Annotated in this window: 11 protein-coding genes and 1 tRNA gene; 3 read left to right on the forward strand and 9 right to left on the reverse strand. The window is 70.4% G+C overall.

The annotated features are described in order from the left end of the window. Positions 1-13 precede the first annotated feature (13 nt). Positions 14-2,833 (forward strand): type I DNA topoisomerase, encoded by a 2,820-nt coding sequence (gene topA / locus ACN27E_RS20540; RefSeq protein ID WP_422744239.1) that lies wholly within the window; start codon positions 14-16, stop codon positions 2,831-2,833. Positions 2,834-2,846: 13 nt separating this feature from the next. On the opposite strand, the gene ACN27E_RS20545 is transcribed toward topA, so the two are convergent. After that, the gene (locus ACN27E_RS20545) at positions 2,847-3,482 is read right to left on the reverse strand and encodes a dihydrofolate reductase family protein (RefSeq protein WP_422750008.1); all 636 of its coding nucleotides are present in this window, start codon (positions 3,480-3,482) and stop codon (positions 2,847-2,849) included. 76 nt (positions 3,483-3,558) lie between these two features. Further along, positions 3,559-5,148 carry an adenylate/guanylate cyclase domain-containing protein gene (locus tag ACN27E_RS20550; protein ID WP_422744241.1) on the reverse strand — a complete coding sequence of 530 codons (1,590 nt, stop codon included), beginning with the start codon at positions 5,146-5,148 and terminating at the stop codon, positions 3,559-3,561. Between the two features lie 82 nt (positions 5,149-5,230). Here ACN27E_RS20550 and ACN27E_RS20555 point away from each other — a divergent pair, with 82 nt between their 5' ends. Both ACN27E_RS20555 and ACN27E_RS20560 read left to right on the forward strand, forming a co-directional pair. Continuing rightward, the gene (locus ACN27E_RS20555) at positions 5,231-6,451 is read left to right on the forward strand and encodes a DNA polymerase III subunit delta' (RefSeq protein WP_422744242.1); all 1,221 of its coding nucleotides are present in this window, start codon (positions 5,231-5,233) and stop codon (positions 6,449-6,451) included. A gap of 55 nt (positions 6,452-6,506) precedes the next feature. Further along, positions 6,507-6,582 (forward strand) — tRNA-Thr (locus ACN27E_RS20560). A 33-nt stretch (positions 6,583-6,615) separates the two neighbouring features. Here the strand turns inward: ACN27E_RS20560 and ACN27E_RS20565 are convergent. The 7 genes from ACN27E_RS20565 to ACN27E_RS20595 form a co-directional block, all read right to left on the reverse strand. Then, complete coding sequence (locus ACN27E_RS20565) at positions 6,616-7,323, reverse strand: hypothetical protein (protein WP_422744243.1); 708 nt, start codon at positions 7,321-7,323, stop codon at positions 6,616-6,618. Between the two features lie 9 nt (positions 7,324-7,332). Beyond that, positions 7,333-9,705 (reverse strand): EspA/EspE family type VII secretion system effector, encoded by a 2,373-nt coding sequence (locus tag ACN27E_RS20570; RefSeq protein WP_422744244.1) that lies wholly within the window; start codon positions 9,703-9,705, stop codon positions 7,333-7,335. 92 nt (positions 9,706-9,797) lie between these two features. Next, entirely contained in the window at positions 9,798-11,570 is a 1,773-nt protein-coding gene (locus tag ACN27E_RS20575) for a hypothetical protein (protein ID WP_422750009.1), read from the reverse strand. Next, positions 11,560-12,537 (reverse strand): UDP-glucose 4-epimerase GalE, encoded by a 978-nt coding sequence (gene galE, locus ACN27E_RS20580; RefSeq protein WP_422744245.1) that lies wholly within the window; start codon positions 12,535-12,537, stop codon positions 11,560-11,562. Before galE ends, ACN27E_RS20575 begins: the two co-directional genes overlap by 11 nt. 10 nt (positions 12,538-12,547) lie before the next feature. Then, complete coding sequence (locus tag ACN27E_RS20585; RefSeq protein ID WP_422750011.1) at positions 12,548-13,753, reverse strand: hypothetical protein; 1,206 nt, start codon at positions 13,751-13,753, stop codon at positions 12,548-12,550. Between the two features lie 41 nt (positions 13,754-13,794). Further along, complete coding sequence (locus tag ACN27E_RS20590; RefSeq protein ID WP_422744247.1) at positions 13,795-15,117, reverse strand: M1 family metallopeptidase; 1,323 nt, start codon at positions 15,115-15,117, stop codon at positions 13,795-13,797. Continuing rightward, positions 15,114-19,058 (reverse strand): Pls/PosA family non-ribosomal peptide synthetase, encoded by a 3,945-nt coding sequence (locus ACN27E_RS20595; protein ID WP_422744249.1) that lies wholly within the window; start codon positions 19,056-19,058, stop codon positions 15,114-15,116. Before ACN27E_RS20595 ends, ACN27E_RS20590 begins: the two co-directional genes overlap by 4 nt. Positions 19,059-19,232 lie beyond the last annotated feature (174 nt).

Here is a 19,232-nt window from a genome sequence, read left to right on the forward strand (position 1 = left end):
GAGCTAGGCAGAGTTGGCTGACGGTAGCCGCGGCAGCGGAGGCAATGGAACGACCCGGCGACTCGTCATAGTCGAGTCGCCGACCAAGGCGCGCAAAATCGCCGGGTACCTCGGGTCCAACTACATCGTCGAATCGTCGCGCGGCCACATCCGCGACCTGCCCCGCGCCGCGGCCGACGTGCCCGCCAAGTACAAGTCCGAACCGTGGGCGCGACTCGGGGTCAACGTCGACGCCGACTTCGAACCGCTCTACATCGTCAGCCCGGACAAGAAGGGCACCGTATCGGAGCTCAAGGACCTCCTCAAAGGGGTCGACGAGCTGTACCTCGCGACAGACGGTGACCGCGAGGGCGAGGCGATCGCCTGGCATCTGCTCGAGACGCTCAAACCCCGCATCCCGGTCAAGCGGATGGTGTTCCACGAGATCACCGAACCCGCGATCCGCGCCGCCGCCGATCACCCGCGCGACCTGGACATCGACCTGGTCGACGCCCAGGAGACCCGCCGCATCCTCGACCGGCTCTACGGCTACGAGGTCAGCCCGGTGCTGTGGAAGAAGGTGGCCCCGAAGCTGTCGGCCGGCCGCGTGCAGTCGGTCGCCACCCGCATCATCGTGCAGCGCGAACGCGACCGGATGGCGTTCCGCAGCGCCGGCTACTGGGACGTCAGCGCCCTGCTCGACGCGAGCGTCTCCGACGCCCAGGCCTCCCCGCCGACGTTCACCGCCAAGCTCAACAGCGTCGACGGCCGCCGGGTGGCCACCGGGCGGGACTTCGACTCGCTGGGTGCGGTCCGCAAACCCGACGAGGTGCTGGTCCTCGACGAGGCGGGCGCGAACGCGCTGGCCACCGGGCTGCGTGGCGCGCAGCTCAGCGTCTCCTCGGTCGAGCAGAAGCCCTACACCCGCCGCCCGTATCCGCCGTTCATGACCTCCACGCTGCAGCAGGAGGCCGGCCGCAAGCTGCGCTTCTCCTCGGAACGCACGATGAGCATCGCGCAGCGGCTCTACGAGAACGGCTACATCACCTACATGCGCACCGACTCGACCACGCTGTCGCAGTCGGCGATCGACGCCGCACGCAACCAGGCGCGTCAGCTCTACGGCGAGGAGTACGTGCACCCGTCGGCGCGCCAGTACACCCGCAAGGTGAAGAATGCGCAGGAGGCGCACGAGGCGATCCGCCCCGCCGGCGATGTGTTCCAGACCCCCGGCCAGCTGCACGCACAGCTCGACACCGACGAGTTCCGGCTCTACGAGCTGATCTGGCAGCGCACCGTCGCCTCTCAGATGGCCGACGCCCGCGGCACCACGCTGAGTCTGCGCATCGGCGGTCGCAGTAGCGGCGGGGAAGAGGTCGTGTTCAGCGCCAGCGGGCGCACCATCACCTTCGCCGGGTTCCTCAAGGCCTACGTCGAGAGCATCGACGAGTTGGCCGGCGGGGAGTCCGACGACGCCGAGAGCCGGCTGCCCAACCTCACCCAGGGCCAGCGCGTCGACGCCAAGGAGCTGACCCCGGACGGCCATCAGACCAGCCCGCCGGCCCGCTACACCGAGGCGTCGCTGATCAAGGCGCTCGAGGATCTGGGCATCGGCCGGCCGTCGACGTACAGCTCGATCATCAAGACCATCCAGGACCGCGGATACGTCCACAAGAAGGGCAGTGCCCTGGTCCCGTCGTGGGTGGCGTTCGCGGTGATCGGTCTGCTCGAACAGCACTTCGGCCGGTTGGTCGACTACGGCTTCACCGCGGCGATGGAGGACGAACTCGACGAGATCGCCTCGGGCCACGAGCGACGCAGCAACTGGCTCAACAACTTCTACTTCGGCGGTGAGCACGGCGTCGAGGGTTCGATCGCGCGTGAGGGTGGTCTGAAGAAACTCGTGGGCGGCAATCTCGAGGAGATCGACGCTCGGGAAGTCAACTCCATCAAGCTGTTCGACGACTCCGAGGGCCGGGCGATCAACGTCCGCGTGGGCCGCAACGGCCCGTATCTGGAACGCATGGTCACTGATCCTGAAGCTCCGGACGGCCCCCTGAAACCGCAGCGCGCCAACCTCAAGGATGAGCTGACCCCCGACGAGCTGACCCTCGAAATGGCCGAGAAGCTGTTCGCCACACCGCAGGAGGGCCGCTCGCTGGGGGTCGACCCCGAGACCGGTCACGAGATCGTGGCCAAGGACGGCCGCTACGGTCCGTACGTCACCGAGGTGCTCCCCGAACCTCCCGAAGATCCGGACGCGGGTAGCGGTGCGAAGAAGGGCAAGAAACCGACCGGCCCGAAGCCCCGCACCGGATCCCTGCTGCGCACCATGGATCTGGAGACCGTCACCCTCGAGGACGCCCTCAAGCTGCTGTCGCTGCCCAGGGTGGTCGGGGTGGATCCGGCCAACGGTGAGGAGATCACTGCGCAGAACGGCCGCTACGGTCCCTATCTCAAGCGCGGCACCGACTCCCGTTCGCTGGCCACCGAGGAACAGATGTTCACCATCACCCTCGACGAGGCGCTCAAGATCTACGCGGAACCGAAACGCCGTGGGCGCCAGGCGGCGGCGGCCCCGCCGCTGCGTGAACTCGGTACCGACCCGGCCAGCGGCAAACCGATGGTGATCAAGGACGGCCGCTTCGGGCCCTACGTCACCGACGGCGAGACCAACGCCAGCCTGCGCAAGGGTGATGACGTGGCCTCGATCACCGATGCGCGGGCCGCTGAGCTGCTCGCCGACCGCCGCGCCCGCGGGCCGGTCAAGAAGAAGGCTCCGGCGAAGAAGGCGGCCAAGAAGACCGCCGCGAAGAAGACGACCGCGAAGAAGGCGTCGGCCAAAAAGGCCTGACCCGCACGCCGGGTCAGTCGCTCCCGCGGTCGGGTGCACTCATGTCCCCGGTCCGCGGGGTCCCGTCGGCCAGCGCGTAGCGCAGCTGCACGACGCCCTTCGGTCCGGACTCCGGCGGCGCGATCAGCGTGACGTTCGTCGGTACCGCACCACCGTCGAAGACCTTCTTGCCGGTGCCGAGCACGATCGGGTGCAGCCACAGGTTGAGCCGATCGAACAGCCTGTCCCGCAACAGGGTCTGCACCAGGTTCAGGCTGCCGACGACCTTGATGTGGTCGTGCCGGTCCCGCAGTGCACGTACCTCGGCGGCCAGGTCCCGGCCCAACTGGGTGGAGACGGCCCAGGAGAGATCGGGTGTCCCGCGCGAGGCCACGTACTTGGGGATGCGGTTGAACAACTCGGCGATTCCGGCGTCGTCGCCGCCGTCGTAGTGCGGCCAGAAGGCCGCGAAGATGTCGTAGGTCCGCCTGCCGAGCAGCAGGGCATCGGTGCCCTGGTAGGACGCGGCGACCTGCGCCCCGGACACCTCGTCGAGCAGCGGGGCCTGCCACCCGCCGTACGCGAACCCGATGGGGTCCTCGTCGGGCCCGCCGGGGGCCTGGGCGACGAGGTCGAGGGTCGCGAAGATGTCGAGGTGGATCAGTCCCATGGTCACTCCCGGAAACGTGCGGCGCGGTCGGGATGGGGACCGGCCGACGCGAAGAAAATCATCGCCGGGTGGTCACCTAGGCCTTGGCCTGGCTGCCGATCTCCTCCGGCACCATCAGATTGACCGGGCGGGCCAGCTGGGTCGGCGCGATGCGGCCGCGCAGTTCCACGGTTTCGCCGACGTTCCAGCACAGCGCCTCGGAGTCGAGCGCTCCGCTGACCGCGATCGCCGAGGCCAGCACGTGGCCGCGTTCCAGCTTGGCGAGTTCGGTGAGGCGGGCGGCCTCGTTGACCGGATCGCCGATCACCGTGTACTCGAACCGGGCCTGGGCGCCGATGTGGCCGGCGATCGCGCGGCCGGCCGACACCCCGATCCCGAACTCCGTCTGGCCCAGCACCTTGATCAGCTCGTCATGCAGTTCGCGCGACGCGGCCAGCGCGGCGCCGCAGGCGTCGGGGTGTTCGATCGGGGCGCCGAAGATGCACAACGCGGCGTCACCCTGGAATTTGTTGACGAACCCGCCGTGGCGGTTGACGCTGTCGACGACCACGCGGAAGAACTCGTTGAGCAGGTTGACCACTTCGTGGGCGGAGATGGTGGCGGCCAGATGGGTGGAACCGACCAGGTCGACGAACAGCACCGCGACGTCGCGTTCCTGACCGCCCAGCTCGGTCCCGCGTTCGAGCGCCCGGCGGGCCACGTCCTCCCCGACGTAGCGGCCGAACAGATCGCGCAGCCGCTGCCGCTCGGCCAGATCGCGCACCATGTCGTTGAAGCCGGCCTGCAGCAGGCCCAGCTCGCTGGCGTCGTAGATCTGCATGTGGGCGTTGTAGTTGCCGCGCTGCACCTCGCCGAGCGCCCACCGCAGCTGGCGCAGCGGATCGGCGATCGACATGGCCACCAGCACCGTGCCCGACAGCCCGATCAGCAGCGCGGAGACCGCCAGCAGGAGCAACGGCATGGTCAGCCGCTCGGCGGGCGCCGACAGCACCTCGAGCTGGCTGGCCACCAGAGCCAGGACGATCGCCAGCAGCGGCACGCCGGTCGAGAGCACCCAGGTCAGCACCTGGCGCAGGATCACACCGGGGGCGCGGAAGCTCTCCGGAACCCCGCCGCGCAGCGCGGCGACCGCGACCGGACGTAGCACCCGCTCGGACTGCAGGTAGCCGATGATCGCCGTCGCGGTGGCGCCCAGCGCCGTGGCGACCGCCACCACGGGCGCCGATTTGCTGGCCACCGGCCAGCTGGCGACGATGAACACGATCGAGCCCAGGCACCAGTTCGCGACGCTGATGACGGTCCGGTAGAAGGGCATGCGCAGTGCGCGGGTGCGGGCCAGCTCGGTGGTGTTGGGGTCACCGTCGGCCAGCAGGGTGTCGCGGCGCTGCCAGCGGATGACCGGGATCAGCAGCCGCAGGGACAGATACGCGCCCACGGTGAACGACACGAACAGATAACCCAGGAAGATCGCCAGGTTGAAGGCGGGCAGATCCTGCAGTTGAACGCGGTCCTCCGGCGGCAGCCCGAAACGCAGGAAGCCGAGGACGAACAGCGCACCGATGATGTCGGCCTGCAGCATGCCCAGGGTGAACACCGGCCACGGCGTCCGGGCGACCCAGCGCACGAATGCGCTGATCCGCCCGATGGGAGCCGCGTGTGTTGCCACCTGATCACCGTATCGGGCGAACCCGACCGTCTGCGCCGCTGTGCGGAGAGTCGTGTCGGTCCGGCCACTAGTGTTGGCGGTGATGGCCGGGGTTTTTTCGCGTTTGGTGGGCCAACATGCCGTAGAGGCCGAGTTGGTGGGCGCCGCGCTGGCGGCGCGCGGTGATACTCCGCACATCGAGGGCGGCCGGGTCGTGGGCGCCACATCGATGACCCACGCCTGGCTGATCACCGGGCCACCGGGTTCGGGCCGGTCGATTGCGGCGCTGTGCTTCGCCGCGGCGCTGCAGTGCACCTCCGACGGGACACCGGGCTGCGGCCGATGCCGGGCGTGCAGCACGACGATGGCAGGCACCCACGCCGACGTCCGGCGGATCGTCCCGGAGGGTCTGTCCATCGGCGTGGACGAGATGCGCGGCATCGTGCAGACCGCGTCCCGCCGTCCCGGCACCGGACGCTGGCAGATCGTCCTGATCGAGGATGCCGACCGGCTCACCGAGGGCGCGGCCAACGCCCTGCTCAAGGTGGTCGAGGAGCCGCCGCCCTCGACGGTGTTCCTGCTGTGCGCGCCGTCGGTGGACCCGGAGGACATCGCGATCACGCTGCGTTCGCGGTGTCGGCACGTGGCGCTGGTGACACCGTCGGTGGAGGCGATCACCCAGGTGCTGATGGACGGTGACGGGTTCGCCGAAGCGGAGGCGGCCTGGGCGGCGTCGGTCAGCGGCGGACATGTGGGCCGGGCGCGCCGGCTGATGGTCGACTCCGACGCCCGCGACCGTCGTCAACGCGCGCTGAGTCTGGCCCGCGACGCCGCGACACCGTCGCGGGCGTACGCGGCGGCCGAGGAGCTGGTGGCCTCGGCCGAGGCCGAGGCCAAGGCGCTGACCGTCGACCGCAACGAGGCCGAGGCCGAGGAACTGCGTACGGCGCTGGGCGCCGGCGGGACGGGCAAGGGCACCGCCGGGGCGATGCGCGGCGCCACCGGGGCGATCCGGGATCTGGAGAAACGGCAGAAGTCGCGGCAGACCCGGGCGTCGCGCGATGCGCTCGACCGCGCGCTGATCGATCTGGCGACCTATTTCCGCGATGCGCTGCTGGTCTCCTCGGGCGCCGCGGCGGTGCAGGCGAATCATCCGGATATGGCCGACAAGGTGGCCGCCATGGCCGCTCATGCGTCCCCGGAGAAGCTGCTGCGCTGTATCGAGGCGGTGCTGGAGTGCCGGGAGGCATTGGCGGTCAACGTGAAGCCGAAGTTCGCGGTCGATGCGATGGTGGCGACGGTCGGCAAGGCGCTGCGCGATTGACGGGCTGACTTTGGAGGCCGGGACCGCGCTGTCGTAGACTCGTCCCGCCCGACACGCCGCCTTAGCTCAGTCGGTAGAGCGATTCACTCGTAATGAATAGGTCAGGAGTTCGATTCTCCTAGGCGGCTCCACACATTTCTTCGTCCCGGCCGCCAGGTCGGCGGCTATTTCGGCGGCGTCGAGGTCGGCGCGGGTGCCTCCTGGACGAACGGATCCGGCCGGTAGGGATCGCACACCTCGCCGATCTGTTCGGGTGTCAGATCGTTGAGGACACCGGTGTTCAGCAGCAGCCAGCGTGGCCCCGGTGGCGTCGAGCCGTCGGCGGCCTTGCGGTCGGTCCACGTGACCCGCGGGCGCCACAGCGCGTCCGCGCCGCCGGCGGGTTTGACCAATTCGCCGTCCTTCTTCACCGCATACAGGCCCGGGGTGTCGTAGAGGCAGATCGACACCTCGACCACACCGTCGGGCAGTTCGCGGGCGGCCACCGCCCGGTGCAGTGCCCCGCCGGTCTCCCCGACGTAGGCGTCGGGATTGCGCAACCGGTCGCCGTCGGCTTCGGGGGCGATTCTGCTGCGGTAGCTCTGGTAGAGCTCATCGCGGCCGGGGTCGTTGATCAGCCGGTCGTCGACCGACATCTGCAGGGCGAACCGGGCGGCGTCGGCCAGCGGCGGTGCGAGCGGCACCGCGACGTCGGTGCGGATCTCGAACGGCGGGTACGGGAACGGGGGCGGTGTGGACTCCGACGCCGACGCCGACGCCGACGCCGAGGGCGGTGCGGCGCCGTCCTGGCTCTGGCAGGCGCCCGAGCACAGCGCGACCAGGGCTGTCGTGAGCACCACCGCGGCCCGGGTCAGGAGTGCGCGTGCAGCCATGCCGGGATCCTATTCGACGACAACCGCGTAGCTCTGTCCGTAATCGAGCACGTACTGGGTGAGGTTGCGCTGCACCAGGTACTGCTGCAGCGCGGTCCACTCGGCACTGCCCACCGCCAGATCGGCGACAGCGACCGGCCGGCCGTCGGGGGCCAGGATGGGGGGCAGCTGGCCCGCCCGCAGCGCGGCGTCGACGATGGCCTGCTGCGCCTGCCGGGTCGAGGCGGCTTCCAGATCCGCGGCTTCGGGCACCTCGATGGCCTGGTACTCGGGCATGTCGATCGCCTGCTTGATCGCGTTCTCGACCGCGTCCCCGGCATTCACCCCGGTCACCTGCATCGCGATCCCGGCGTGCGGGATCTTGCCGGCGAGTTGATCGGTCGCCACGCCGGCGAGTTCGGCGCCCAGGAGTTTGGCCCGGTAGACCCTGTCGTTGGCCTCGACATCGGTCTGCAGGACGTCGTTCTGGTGGTCGATCGCCCCGAACATCGCCTGGTCGATCCGGCCGGACAGGTTGCCGGCCGCACTGTTGGCGAGGATGGCGCTGACGTCGGCGTTCGGATTGTCCTGCAACGCCGCCTGGATCTCGGCGATCCGCCCGGTCTCGGCGGCGGTGGCCAGGGTGACCCGGCCCTCCTCGGAGTAGCTGCCCAGTTCCAGTAGCCGATTGCCGTCGGCGGCGCCGAACACCGGTTCGCCCAGCGCGTCGAGTTCGGTCTTGGCGAAACCCTGCTGACTGCCGGGAGCCGCCAGGGAGTCGGTGTTGGCCGCCAGCAACTGGCTCATCTCGGTGGAGATCGCGTCGTTGCGGGCGAACGAATCGCGCATCGCCTGATACGCCGGATCGGTGTCGCTGGGGGCGATGAGGTCGGGCAGTTGGACCATCGCCTCGCGGGCCCGGATTCCGAGTGGGTCATCGGCCGGACGCTGCGACTCCTCGGTCATCCAGTCCAGCAGCGTGGCGGCCCCGTTGCCCTCACCGCCGCTCGGGGACCAGTCGTGGCCCAGCAGCGTGCGGACGGTCTCGTCACGGTGGTAGCCATCCGGCAGGTCGTCGCCCTGGCCGGTGAAGATCTGCGCCGACGCGTCGTTGTTGCGGCCCGCCACATCCGCCAGCGTGTTGGCGGCGCGCTCGTAGGCGTCCGGCGGGGTGTCGGTCATGCCGTAGCCGCCGAGCGAGTACTCGACCATGTCCGCGGACTTCAGGTACATCTCGGTGCCGAGCCGCGACCCGGGCTGGAATCCGGGGTTCGCCTCACCCATCAACTCGCTGAACTGGACGACGTCGGCCACGTGCCGGTTCTTGGCCTCCGCCGGGCCGACGGTCTCCCACCCGGGATACGTCGGATCGCCGCGGCGCACCTCGAGCATCTCCCGCAGGTCGGGCGGCAGCTTGTCGTATCCGCCGCGGTCGGCGATCGACCCGTCCGGGTTGCGTTCGACGATGTTCTCGTTGCTGGCGACGGTGAGACCGTTGGCGAGCCGGTCCCGCTGAGCCCCGGCGTCGGCGTCACCGCCGGCTTCCTGCGCTTCGAGGTGGCGGTCCAGGTTGAGCAGACCGTCCTTGCCCGCGGCCTGATAGAAGTCGCGGTAGTAGTCCTGGGTCTCCGCGGGGATGTCGTCGACCTCCCGGCCTTGGGCCAGCGCGGTCTTCTGCTCGTCGCTCAACGTGGTCGGCGGCAGATTCTCGGCCACCCGGTCGAGCACCGCGGGGTCGCGCTGAGCCGGCGGCAGAGCCGCTTGTTCGGCGAGCGCGGCACCGTCCTCGGCGCCGCTGGGGATGTCTTTCTCGCTACCGGCGAGCTGGATCTGCGGGCCGTCCTCGCCCTCGGACTTCTCGTCCTTCTCGCCGTCCTTCTTGCCGTCCTGCTCGCCGTCCCGGCTGAACTTCTGATCGCCCGCGTCGTCGTAGTCGCCCTTGAGCGTTCTGATGTCCCGGCCGACACCGTTGAGTTCGTCGTTGGACGTCTTGACCACCTCGGTGAGCTGACCGAGGCCTTTGTTGGCGATCTGCATCAGCATCATGTCGCGCTGTCGGCCGGGTGGGACACTGTTGGCCGCGTCGGTCACCCACTGCTTCAGCGCATCCAGATTCTGCCGCCCGGTGTCGACCACCTGGGCTGAGCGGTCCACCTGCTGAGCCAGTCTGCGGTCCAGATCGGCGAGGGTGGTGAACACCCGCTGATGGTCGCTGTTGGCCTTGTCGTAGCCCGACGCCGCCGAGCCCGACCACTGTTCGCCCGGTTTGGCGTCGTCGAGCCCGGTGCCCAGAGTGCGTAGCTGCGCACTGTGGTCGAATTCGGCGCCCGTCTGTGGGGTCCCCTGGCCGAAGGTCTCTTTGGCGTCGGCCCACGTCGAATAGAAACCGTCGAGCGCACTCATCGGTGCACCATCGGAGTTCCCCGCCACGCCATGGGTCCCAGTATCTCGTACCGGCGAACCCGTCCACCGCACGAATTGCGGCGGCCGAGAGATCAGCGCGGGGCGACGAAACCGACCGGCCCCGGCGAGATGCACACCGACAGCGCCGCGGTGTTGGCCCGCACGTTCAGCGCATCCCCGGCCCCGGCCAGCCGCACGAACACCCGGTTCAACCCGGGCCGCACCGGCACCCTGACCTCGGGGCCCTCGGCGAGGCTCATGGTCAGCGAGCCGTCGCTGTTGGCCAGATAGTTGATCTCGGCGGTCCAATCGGCGGGCAGCAGCGGGCCGTCCAGCGGCATCCGCACCGGGAAATCCGGCTGGACGAGATAGCCGCACTGCGGGTGCGGTCCGGGCCGGATCGCCCGGACCCACGTCACCAGGGCGTCCACGACCTGGCCCTGCCGATCGAGCATGCGCAGATCGGTTGTCGCCGAGGCGAATTCCGGGCGGTCGTCGACCAGTGCGAACAGGTGGCTGGCCAGATTCTCCGGCCAGGCCACCCGCTGCAGGATCAGCGGGTCGACCTCCTGGTCGAGCATCGGGGCGTCCGAGTCCGCCCGCGCGGCGGCCAGCCCGGCCCGCGCATCGGCGATGTAGGCCGGCACCGGACTGTCGCGCCAGCTGCGGTAGAAGGTCACGGTCGAATACGCGCTACTGGCCACGAACCCGGCGACGGCCGTCACCACCACCGCCGTGCGCGCAGCCGATGCGTTCAACCACCGGAACCCGTCGCGATTGGGCGCGCAGAACCCGACCGCCATCAGCAGCGCCGACATCACCACGAAATCCGGCAGATACCGCAGCGTCTGGGCCAGCTCGAGCGCGGTGAAGCGCGACGACCGCATCAGGTAGATCGGCACCTGACAGGCCGCGGCGTATCCGGCGAAGGCCGCCCACACCGGTGCGATCCGCCGCTTGCGCGCCACCGACACCGCGACGACCACCGCCAGCGCCACCCAGCCCAGGACCGTCACCGCGACACCCGGTGTGCCCCACGGCGACGCGGGCGCCCAGCGCTGCCAGTCCCACGGGCCACCGACCAGACCGGGCACGATGCCGTGGGTGATCGAGCGGGCCAGCAGATCCCAGGTCATGACCGGATCCAACGTCCAGCGCCGCTGGTCGACGATGAGCAGGTACACCCCGATCCAGGCGGCGGTCACCGCCAGAGCGCCCGCCCACAACGGCATTGCGCGCCGCCACACCGTCACCACCGCCGCGCGGTCCCCGCGGACATGGGCCAGCAGCGCGGCGATCGCGAACGCGGCGAACGGGATGATGGCGGCCTTCTCGAAGAACAGCAGCGCGCCGAGGTACGCCAGCACCGCCGTCACCGCGTAGCGCCGGTTTCCGGTGCGGACCAGCAACACCGCGTCCGCGCACACCCAGGCCAGCGCCGCGAGCATCGGCAGCGAATTCAAACCCGCAGCCCACCAGGCGAATCCGGGTAGCCCCAGCGGAGTGAACAACGCGAACGTCAGGGGGATCAGGAGCACCGGACGCCACCGCAGGATCGTGTGCAGCGCCCGCAACAGCGCCAGTGACGCCACCATCTGCAGCGCCACCAGGCTCAGCGCGGCCAGCCACCAGCCGAACGGCGCGATCCGGACGATCGCCCCGGACACCAGGAACGCGCCGGGCATGACGTGACCGTCGTGATCGTCGAACAGGAAGGAAGGGGAGAACAGCCCCTGGGTGCCGGCCCGGCCGATGAGGATCAGGTCGTCCCAGTAGAAGTAGCCCCCGAAGGCCAGCACCGCCCGCACCGCCGCAGCGAGAGCGATCAGCGCGGCGGCGGCCCAGGCGACGCGGTCAGCCCGGATAGTCGCCGCCCGCTGCCTGACGTGCGGTCCACGCCGAGGCCACCATGTCCTCCAGCGAGTGGCGCATCTTCCAGTCCAGGTCCCGTTCGGCCAGACCACCCGCGGCGACGATGCGTGCGGCATCGCCGGGCCGGCGCGGCACGATCGTCGGCTCGAAATCGATACCGGTGACCGTGCGGATCGCGGTCATGATCTCGCGCACCGACGTTCCGGCGCCGCTGCCCAGGTTGTAGACCGGCTCGACGGCCTGCCCGGCGTCCAGGCGCTGCGCGGCCGCGACATGGGCCAGGGCGAGGTCGGAGACGTCGATGTAGTCGCGTACGCACGTCCCGTCGGGCGTCGGATAGTCGTCGCCGTTGATGCGCGGGGTCTCACCGCGCAGCAGCATGTCGAACACCAGCGGGAACAGGTTGTGCGGGCTGACGTCGAACAGTTCCGGTGAGCCGGAGCCGACGACGTTGAAATAGCGCAGGCTGGTGTGCTGCAGACCGGTCGCGCGGCCCGCATCCCGCAGCAGCCACTCACCGATGAGCTTGGTCTCGCCGTAGGGCGATTCGGGATGGGTGGGCGTGGTCTCGTCGACGAGCTCGACCTGCGGCGTGCCGAACGTCGCGGCGCTCGACGAGAACACCACCTTGTCGGCCCCGGTCTCCTCCATCGCCTTGAGCAGGATCACCATCGCCGACACGTTCTGTTCGTAGGTGTGCAGCGGGCGTTGCACTGACACCCCGGCGTATTTGTAGCCAGCGATGTGCACCACGCCGCGCACCGAGTGATCCCGCAGCGTGCCGGTCACCAGATCGGCGTCCAGCAGCGTCCCGCGTACGAAGGGCACCGCGTCCGGGACGAACCGGCGCAGCCCCGTCGACAGGTCGTCGATGACGACGACCGGAATGTCCGCCTCGAGCATCGCGCGCACGACATGCGAGCCGATGTAGCCGGCCCCGCCTGTCACGAGCCACGTCATGACCTTCTCCTCATCTCATCCGGGCCAGGGCGGCCAGGTGCACCGCGATCCCGATCAACGGTCCGCACAGCAGCGCGACGACGGTGCGGATCTCCAGACCGAGCGGAAGCAGCAGCAACAGCACCGAGGCGACCGTCGCGCCCACCCAACCGAACGAGTATGCCCGGTGCTGGGCGGCGGCGACGGCCGCGGCACCGGTGAGCGTCAGCAGGGCGATGGCCACCGCGGCCGCGGTGAGCCAGGCCAGCAGGGCGCCGTCGGCGTCGTAGGCGGGCCCGAAACCCGTGCGCAGCAGCCACGGCCCGATCAGGCCGGCGCCCAGCACGCCCAGCGCGCCGATGCCCATGACCAGCCCGGTCGGCATCAGCAATGCCCGCAGCCGCTGTTCGCGCCGGTCGACGAAGTGGGCGATCAGATTGCCCTGCATCGCGGTCAGCGGGACCAGCAGCGGGGCGCGGGTCAGTGTCACCGCGAGGATCACCACACCGCCGGTCGCCCCCAGATCGCCCGAGGTCGCCTTGAGCAGCACCGGGAAGCCCATGACGAGCACGGCGCTGGCCCCCGCGGCGGTGATCGAGTGGAACGCGCCGCGCAGATACCCCGCGGTGGTCCCCGGCGGGCGCACCCGAGCCGCAGCGCGCGCCGCCGGCGCGGCCAACAGCAGGATCGACCAGGACACCGCCCCCGCGACCGTCGCCCACAGGAACCCGGCCAGACCCCAGCCGACGACGAAGGTGGCCGCCGCGACGGCCACCCGGATCGCCGCGTCGGTCACCATCAGGGCGCCGTACTCGGTCCACCGGTTGCGCCCGGCCAGCATCCCCAACAGGGTGGCGTGCAGGCAGAACCCGGCCAGCCCCGCACTGAGCAGCAGCACCGACAACCACACCGACTCGGCGAACACATGTGCCGACCACAGCGGCGCACTGCCGGCGATGAGCACAGCGGCGGCCAGCCCCACCCCGGCCGCGATGCGCATCGGCCGGGTGCGCGGCGCCGGCTCCGCCGGACCGTGAGGGGTTTCGCGGACCTCGCGGGCCGACTCCTGCAACAGGCCGTTCGCTGCTCCGCTGGCCAGCCCGAAGGCCCCCCAGAACACCCCGAACACCGAGAACCCGGCGGGCTCGAGATCGCGGGCGGCCAGATAGATGATGGTGTAGCCGCACACGGCGACCAGCGCCGACGCCAAGCCCACCCGCGCCACGCCGCTGTGCATGGTGGCCGGGGTGAGTGGTCCCGTCGACGGCGCCGCGTCCGTCACAGATCCGGGAGCTCCTCGGCGTAGAGCCAGGCGTCCCACAGCGGATGCAGCGATTCGTGCGTGTAGCCGGCGGCCAGTCCGGTGAAGTCGTCGGTGAAGGCGGTGCCGTGCCGGTGTCGCGTGGTCCAGTCCTTGAGCAGGGCGAAGAATTGCCGGTCGCCGAGTTCGCCGCGCAACACGTGCAGGGTCAGCGCACCGCGCTTGTACACCCGGTCGTCGAACATGTCGCGCGGCCCGGGATCGGTCAGCACCAGGTCCTGCGGGGAGTCGGCCAGCTTGCGGTGATAGTGCCGGGCCCACTCGTCGGCGCTGCGCCCGCCGGCGTGTTCCGACCACAGCCATTCGGCGTAGCAGGCGAACCCCTCGTGCAGCCAGATGTCGCGCCAGCGGCGCACGGTGACCGAATTGCCGAACCACTGGTGGGCCAGCTCGTGGGCGATCAGCCGTTCGGCGCTGCGGTCACCGCTGCAGTGGTTGGCGCCGAAGATCGAGATGCCCTGGGCCTCGAGCGGGATCTCGAGGTCGTCGTCGGTGACGACCACGGTGTAGCCACTGGCCAGCGGATAGGGACCGAACAGCTTGACGAACAGCTTCATCATCTGCGGCTGCCGGCCGAAGTCGTGGTCGAACTCGGCGCGCAGCCGGTCGGGCAGCACCGCGTGCATCGCGACCGGCGTCTTGGCCAGCCGGTGCATCTCGTACATGCCGATCTGCAGCGTGATCAGGTACGTCGAGGTGGGTTCGGGCTGTTCGTACGTCCACATCGTGTGCCCGGCCCGCGCCCGGCGCGACACCAGCTCGCCGTTGGCGACGGCCCGGTAGGGGCTGTCGGTGCTGATCTGGATGCGGTAGCTGGCTTTGGAGCTCGGATGGTCGTCACAGGGGAACCAGGACGGCGCGCCATTGGGCTGACCGGCCACCAGGGCGCCGTTGGACAACTCCTCGAAACCGACGTCCCCCCACATCGACCGCACCGGGCGCGGTGTCCCGTTGTAGCGCACCTCCACGGCCAGGGCCGCGCCGGCGGCCAACGGTGCGGCCAGGGTGATCCGCAATTTGCCTTGGGCACAGGAGAACTGGGCGGGACGACGGCCGTTGACCGACACCTTGGTCACGGTCAGGTGTTGCGACAGGTCGAGGGTGAACGTCCGCAGGGCCGCCAGGGTGACCGCCGTGATCGAGGCCGTCCCGGCCAGCCGGTTGATCGCCACCTTGTACTCGAGGTCCAGCTCGTAGCGGGACACGCGGTAGCCGAAGTTGCCGTTCGCGGGGATGTAGGGATCGATGACCGGACCTCTGGATTTCTTCGAACCCCTCACGCGGCGGAACCTTCGGAGCTCCCCGATCCCTTGGCCGGCTTCTTCTTGGGCGATGTGCCGCCGCGCTTCTTGCGCAACGCATCCCACGGCGCTATCGGGTTGCCCTGCCAACGGGTCGAGGGCGGGACCTCGTCACCGCGCATCACCAGCGAACCCGGTCCGACCGTCGCCCCGGCGCCGACACGCGCGGCGGGCAGGGCGACGCAGTGCGGGCCCAGGGTGGCGCCGGCCTCGAGCACCACGGTGTCCATGCGCATGATCCGGTCGTGGAACAGGTGGGTTTGCACCACACATCCGCGGTTCACGGTGGCGCCGTCGCCGAGGGTGACCAGATCCGCCTCGGGCAGCCAGTACGACTCGCACCAGACGCCGCGGCCGATCGTCGCACCCAGCCCGCGCAACCACAGGTTCATCACCGGCGTGCCCGCGGCGGCCCGGGCGAACCACGGGCCGGCCACCGTCTCGACGAAGGTGTCCGACACTTCGTTGCGCCACACGAACGACGACCACAGTGGATGCTCGATCGCCTCGATCCGGCCGACCACCAGCCGTTTGGCCAGTACCGCGATGGCCCCGGCGAGGGCGCCGGCCACCAGCAACACCGCCCCGCCGAGCAATGCCGCCACCGGATAGCCGAGGTGGATGATCAACGCCTGCAACGACATCAGCACCCCGACCCCGATGGCGAACGTGACGATCATCGGGATCAACCGGCAGGTCTCGACGGCACCGCGCAGCGCCTTGAGCCGCGGGGACGGATGGAATGTGCGCAGCGCGTCGGCCGCCGTCGGCTTGCGCCGCAACCGCACCGGCGGGCTGCCCAGCCACGAGGAGCCGGCCTTGGCTTTGTGCGGGGCCGCCGACAGGACGGCGACCAGGCCGTCGTCGGGGACCCGGCGGCCCGGCTGGGTGAGCCCGGAGTTGCCGAGGAAGGCGCGCTTGCCGATGGTCGCGGGGGCGACGTGGATCCAGCCGCCGCCGAGTTCATAGGAGGCCACCATCGTGTCGTCGGCCAGGAAAGCGCCGTCTTCGACGGTGGTGAACTTCGGGGTGAACAGCGCGGTCGAGATCTCGGTGTCGCGGCCGACCTTCGCGCCGAGCACGCGCAGCCACCACGGCGTCAGCAGGCTCGCGTAGAGCGGGAACAGATAGGTGCGGGCGGCGTCGAGGAGGCGTTCGGTGGCCCACACCTGCCAGCCGACCCGGCTGCGCACGGGGTGGTAGCCCTGACGCAGACCGATGGAGAGCAGTCGCACACCGACGACCGTCAGCATCGCGTAGACCAGCACCGCGGCCAGTGTCGCCACCGGCGCCCACAGCAATGCGGGGAGCACCGCCTCGGACAGCGACCGCGTGCCGCGCACCGCCCACCCGATCACGGTCAGACCGACGCCGAGCGCGGCCAGCGGAAGCGCGCCGAGCAGCACCGACGTCACGCCGTAGACGGCCACCCACACCGGGGCGCGCGGTGGTCTGCGGTCCGGCCATGGGTGGCGGGCCTTACCCGACTTCACCGCCGGCGAGCCCTTCCAGTACTGACCGTTCTTCACCTTGCCGACCACCGCGGAACCCGGCGCCACATCGGCGTTCTTTCCGACCACCGCGCCGGGCAGCAAGGTGGTGCGGGCGCCGATCGTCGCATCGTTGCCGACGACGATCGGTCCGACGTGGAACTGGTCGCCGTCGATCCAGTGCCCGGCGAGGTCCACCTCGGGTTCGATCGAACAGCGGTGACCGAGTTTGAGCATGCCGGTCACCGGCGGGGCGGAATGCAGGTCGACCCCTTTGCCGATCGAATTGCCTAGCGCGCGAGCGTAATACACCATCCACGGCGCACCGGCGAGATTCTCGGCGCCACTCGCCTCGGCGACCCGCTCGGCCAGCCAGACCCGCAGGTGCACCGGGCCGCCGCGCCGATAGGTGCCCGGCTGCAGGCCACCGAGCAGCATGCGCGCGAACAGCGCCGCGATACCCATCCGCCCGAGGGGGGACACGAACAGCACGAAACCGGCCAGCAGCAGCCACCAGTTCACCGGTACCGCCCAGGACACCAGGTCCCAGCGGGCGGCCATGTTGTTGAGCAACCCCAGCCACACCACCCACTGCAGCGCGCTCAGCGTCGCCAGCGGCAACGACAGCGCAACCTGCGCGGCTTGGCTGCTGCGCGGCATCGGCCGGACGTCGCGGGTGACGACCTCCGGCGCGGGGGCCAGCTCGTCGAGGAACCCGGCCAGCGAGCCCAGTCGCGGATGGTCGTAGAGATCGGCGACGGTCACCTGCGGATAGCGCGCTCGCAGCGCCGCCACCAGTTGCGCCGCCGACAGCGAGCCGCCGCCGGAGGCGAAGAAATCGGCCTCGGGCCCGTCGACCGCCACGGCGAGCACATCGCGCCACAACCCGGCCAGCCAGCCCATCGTGCCGCCGAGCGCGGCGTCTGCGGCGTCACCCTGGGGCTCGCCGACCGGCCACGGCAGGGCATCGCGGTCGACCTTGCCCGAGGTGCGGGTGGGCAGTTCGTCCAGCAGCACCAGCCGGGGGACCAGCGCAGCGGGCAGCGCCGCGGCCAGCGCGGCGCGCGCGGCGCCCAGATCGAACTGCGGATCGGCACTCGCGACGTATCCGACCAGCAGCGGGGTGCCGCTGGCGGTGCGCCGCACGGCGGCCGCCCCGGCGCTCACCCCGGGCAGATGGACCAGGGCCGTGTCGACCTCACCGAGTTCGATGCGCCGGCCGCCGACCTTCACCTGGTCGTCGGCGCGACCCATGAAGTAGAGCCCTTCGGGGCGCAGCCGGACCAGGTCGCCGCTGCGATAGGCCCGGCTCCAGCCCAGCGTCGGCATCGGGGCGTATTTGTCGGCGTCCTTGTCGGGATCGAGGTAGCGGGCCAAACCGACCCCGCCGATGACGAGTTCGCCGACCTCGCCGTCGGCCACCGGTTCGCCGTGGCTGTCGACGACGGCGAGATCCCACCCGGGTAGCGGCAGCCCGATGGACACCGGTGACCGCCCGTCCAGGCGCGCCGCGCAGGCCACCACCGTCGCCTCGGTCGGGCCGTAGGTGTTCCAGACCTCGCGGCCGTCCACGGCCAGCCGCTCGGCGAGCTCCGGCGGGCAGGCCTCACCGCCGAAGATCAGCAGCCGCACCGCCTCGAGCGCCTCGGCCGGCCACAGCGCGGCCAGGGTGGGCACGGTCGAGACCACGGTGATGTCGCGCGCCACCAGCCACGGCCCCAGATCCATGCCGCTGCGCACCAGCGAGCGGGGGGCGGGCACCAGGCAGGCGCCGTGGCGCCAGGCCAGCCACATCTCCTCGCAGGACGCGTCGAACGCCACCGAGAGCCCGGCGAGCACCCGGTCGCCCGGGCCCAGCGGATTGTCCGTGCAGAACAGCTGGGCCTCGGCGTCGACGAAGGCGGCCGCGTTGCGGTGGGTGACCGCCACGCCCTTGGGGACGCCGGTGGAGCCGGAGGTGAAGATGATCCAGGCGTCGTCGCGGCTCAGCGGTGCGGTGGCCCGCCAGCCGCGGGAGGCGCCCGGCCCGCGGACGAGTCCCCGTTCGGTGATGACGGCGACCACCCCGGCCTCGGCGAACACCAGCTCGGCGCGTTCGTCGGGATCGTCGGCGTCGACCGGGACGTAGGCGGCGCCGCTGGCCAGCGTCGCCAGGATCGCGACGTAGAGCGCGTAGCTGCCCGAGGGCATGCGGATACCGATCCGGTCGCCCCGGCCGATGCCCCTGGCGGCCAGCCATTCGACGCTCTCGTCGATGTCGGCGAGCAATTCGGCGTAGGTGAGCTGCACCGTGCCGTCGTCGAGCGCCGGGGCGTCCGGGTGACGGGCGGCGGTGGCCGCCAGGATGTCGATGAGCGTGCGGGGTTGCGGTGCGTGGGGCGAGAGAACGTACTGCTCGGGTACGTGGGCGCCGGGAACCGCGTCTGTCACGAGTACAAACTACTGACCGCCGGGGTCCGGCGCGGTGACGCACCGACGGTGTGTGGTGGAAATCTGTGAACCGGGGTACTCCGCCGCTGATCGCTTTCACAGGGCCGATTGGCCCGGCCGTCGGCGGCCAGGCACAATCGCCTCCGGAGGGGAGTATTCCTACGCCGCGGTGTC

It is taken from the genome of Mycobacterium sp. WMMD1722, assembly GCF_049315205.1.
GTDB lineage: Bacteria > Actinomycetota > Actinomycetes > Mycobacteriales > Mycobacteriaceae > Mycobacterium.

What these genes read in the sequence shown, in the direction of transcription:
- ACN27E_RS20545 (WP_422750008.1), bottom strand. Translation starts at nt 3,482, where the DNA reads ATGGGACTGATCCACCTCGACATCTTCGCGACCCTCGACCTCGTCGCC.
- ACN27E_RS20555 (WP_422744242.1), top strand. Translation starts at nt 5,231, where the DNA reads ATGGCCGGGGTTTTTTCGCGTTTGGTGGGCCAACATGCCGTAGAGGCC.
- ACN27E_RS20565 (WP_422744243.1), bottom strand. Translation starts at nt 7,323, where the DNA reads ATGGCTGCACGCGCACTCCTGACCCGGGCCGCGGTGGTGCTCACGACA.
- ACN27E_RS20570 (WP_422744244.1), bottom strand. Translation starts at nt 9,705, where the DNA reads ATGAGTGCGCTCGACGGTTTCTATTCGACGTGGGCCGACGCCAAAGAG.
- galE (WP_422744245.1), bottom strand. Translation starts at nt 12,537, where the DNA reads ATGACGTGGCTCGTGACAGGCGGGGCCGGCTACATCGGCTCGCATGTC.
- ACN27E_RS20585 (WP_422750011.1), bottom strand. Translation starts at nt 13,753, where the DNA reads ATGCACAGCGGCGTGGCGCGGGTGGGCTTGGCGTCGGCGCTGGTCGCC.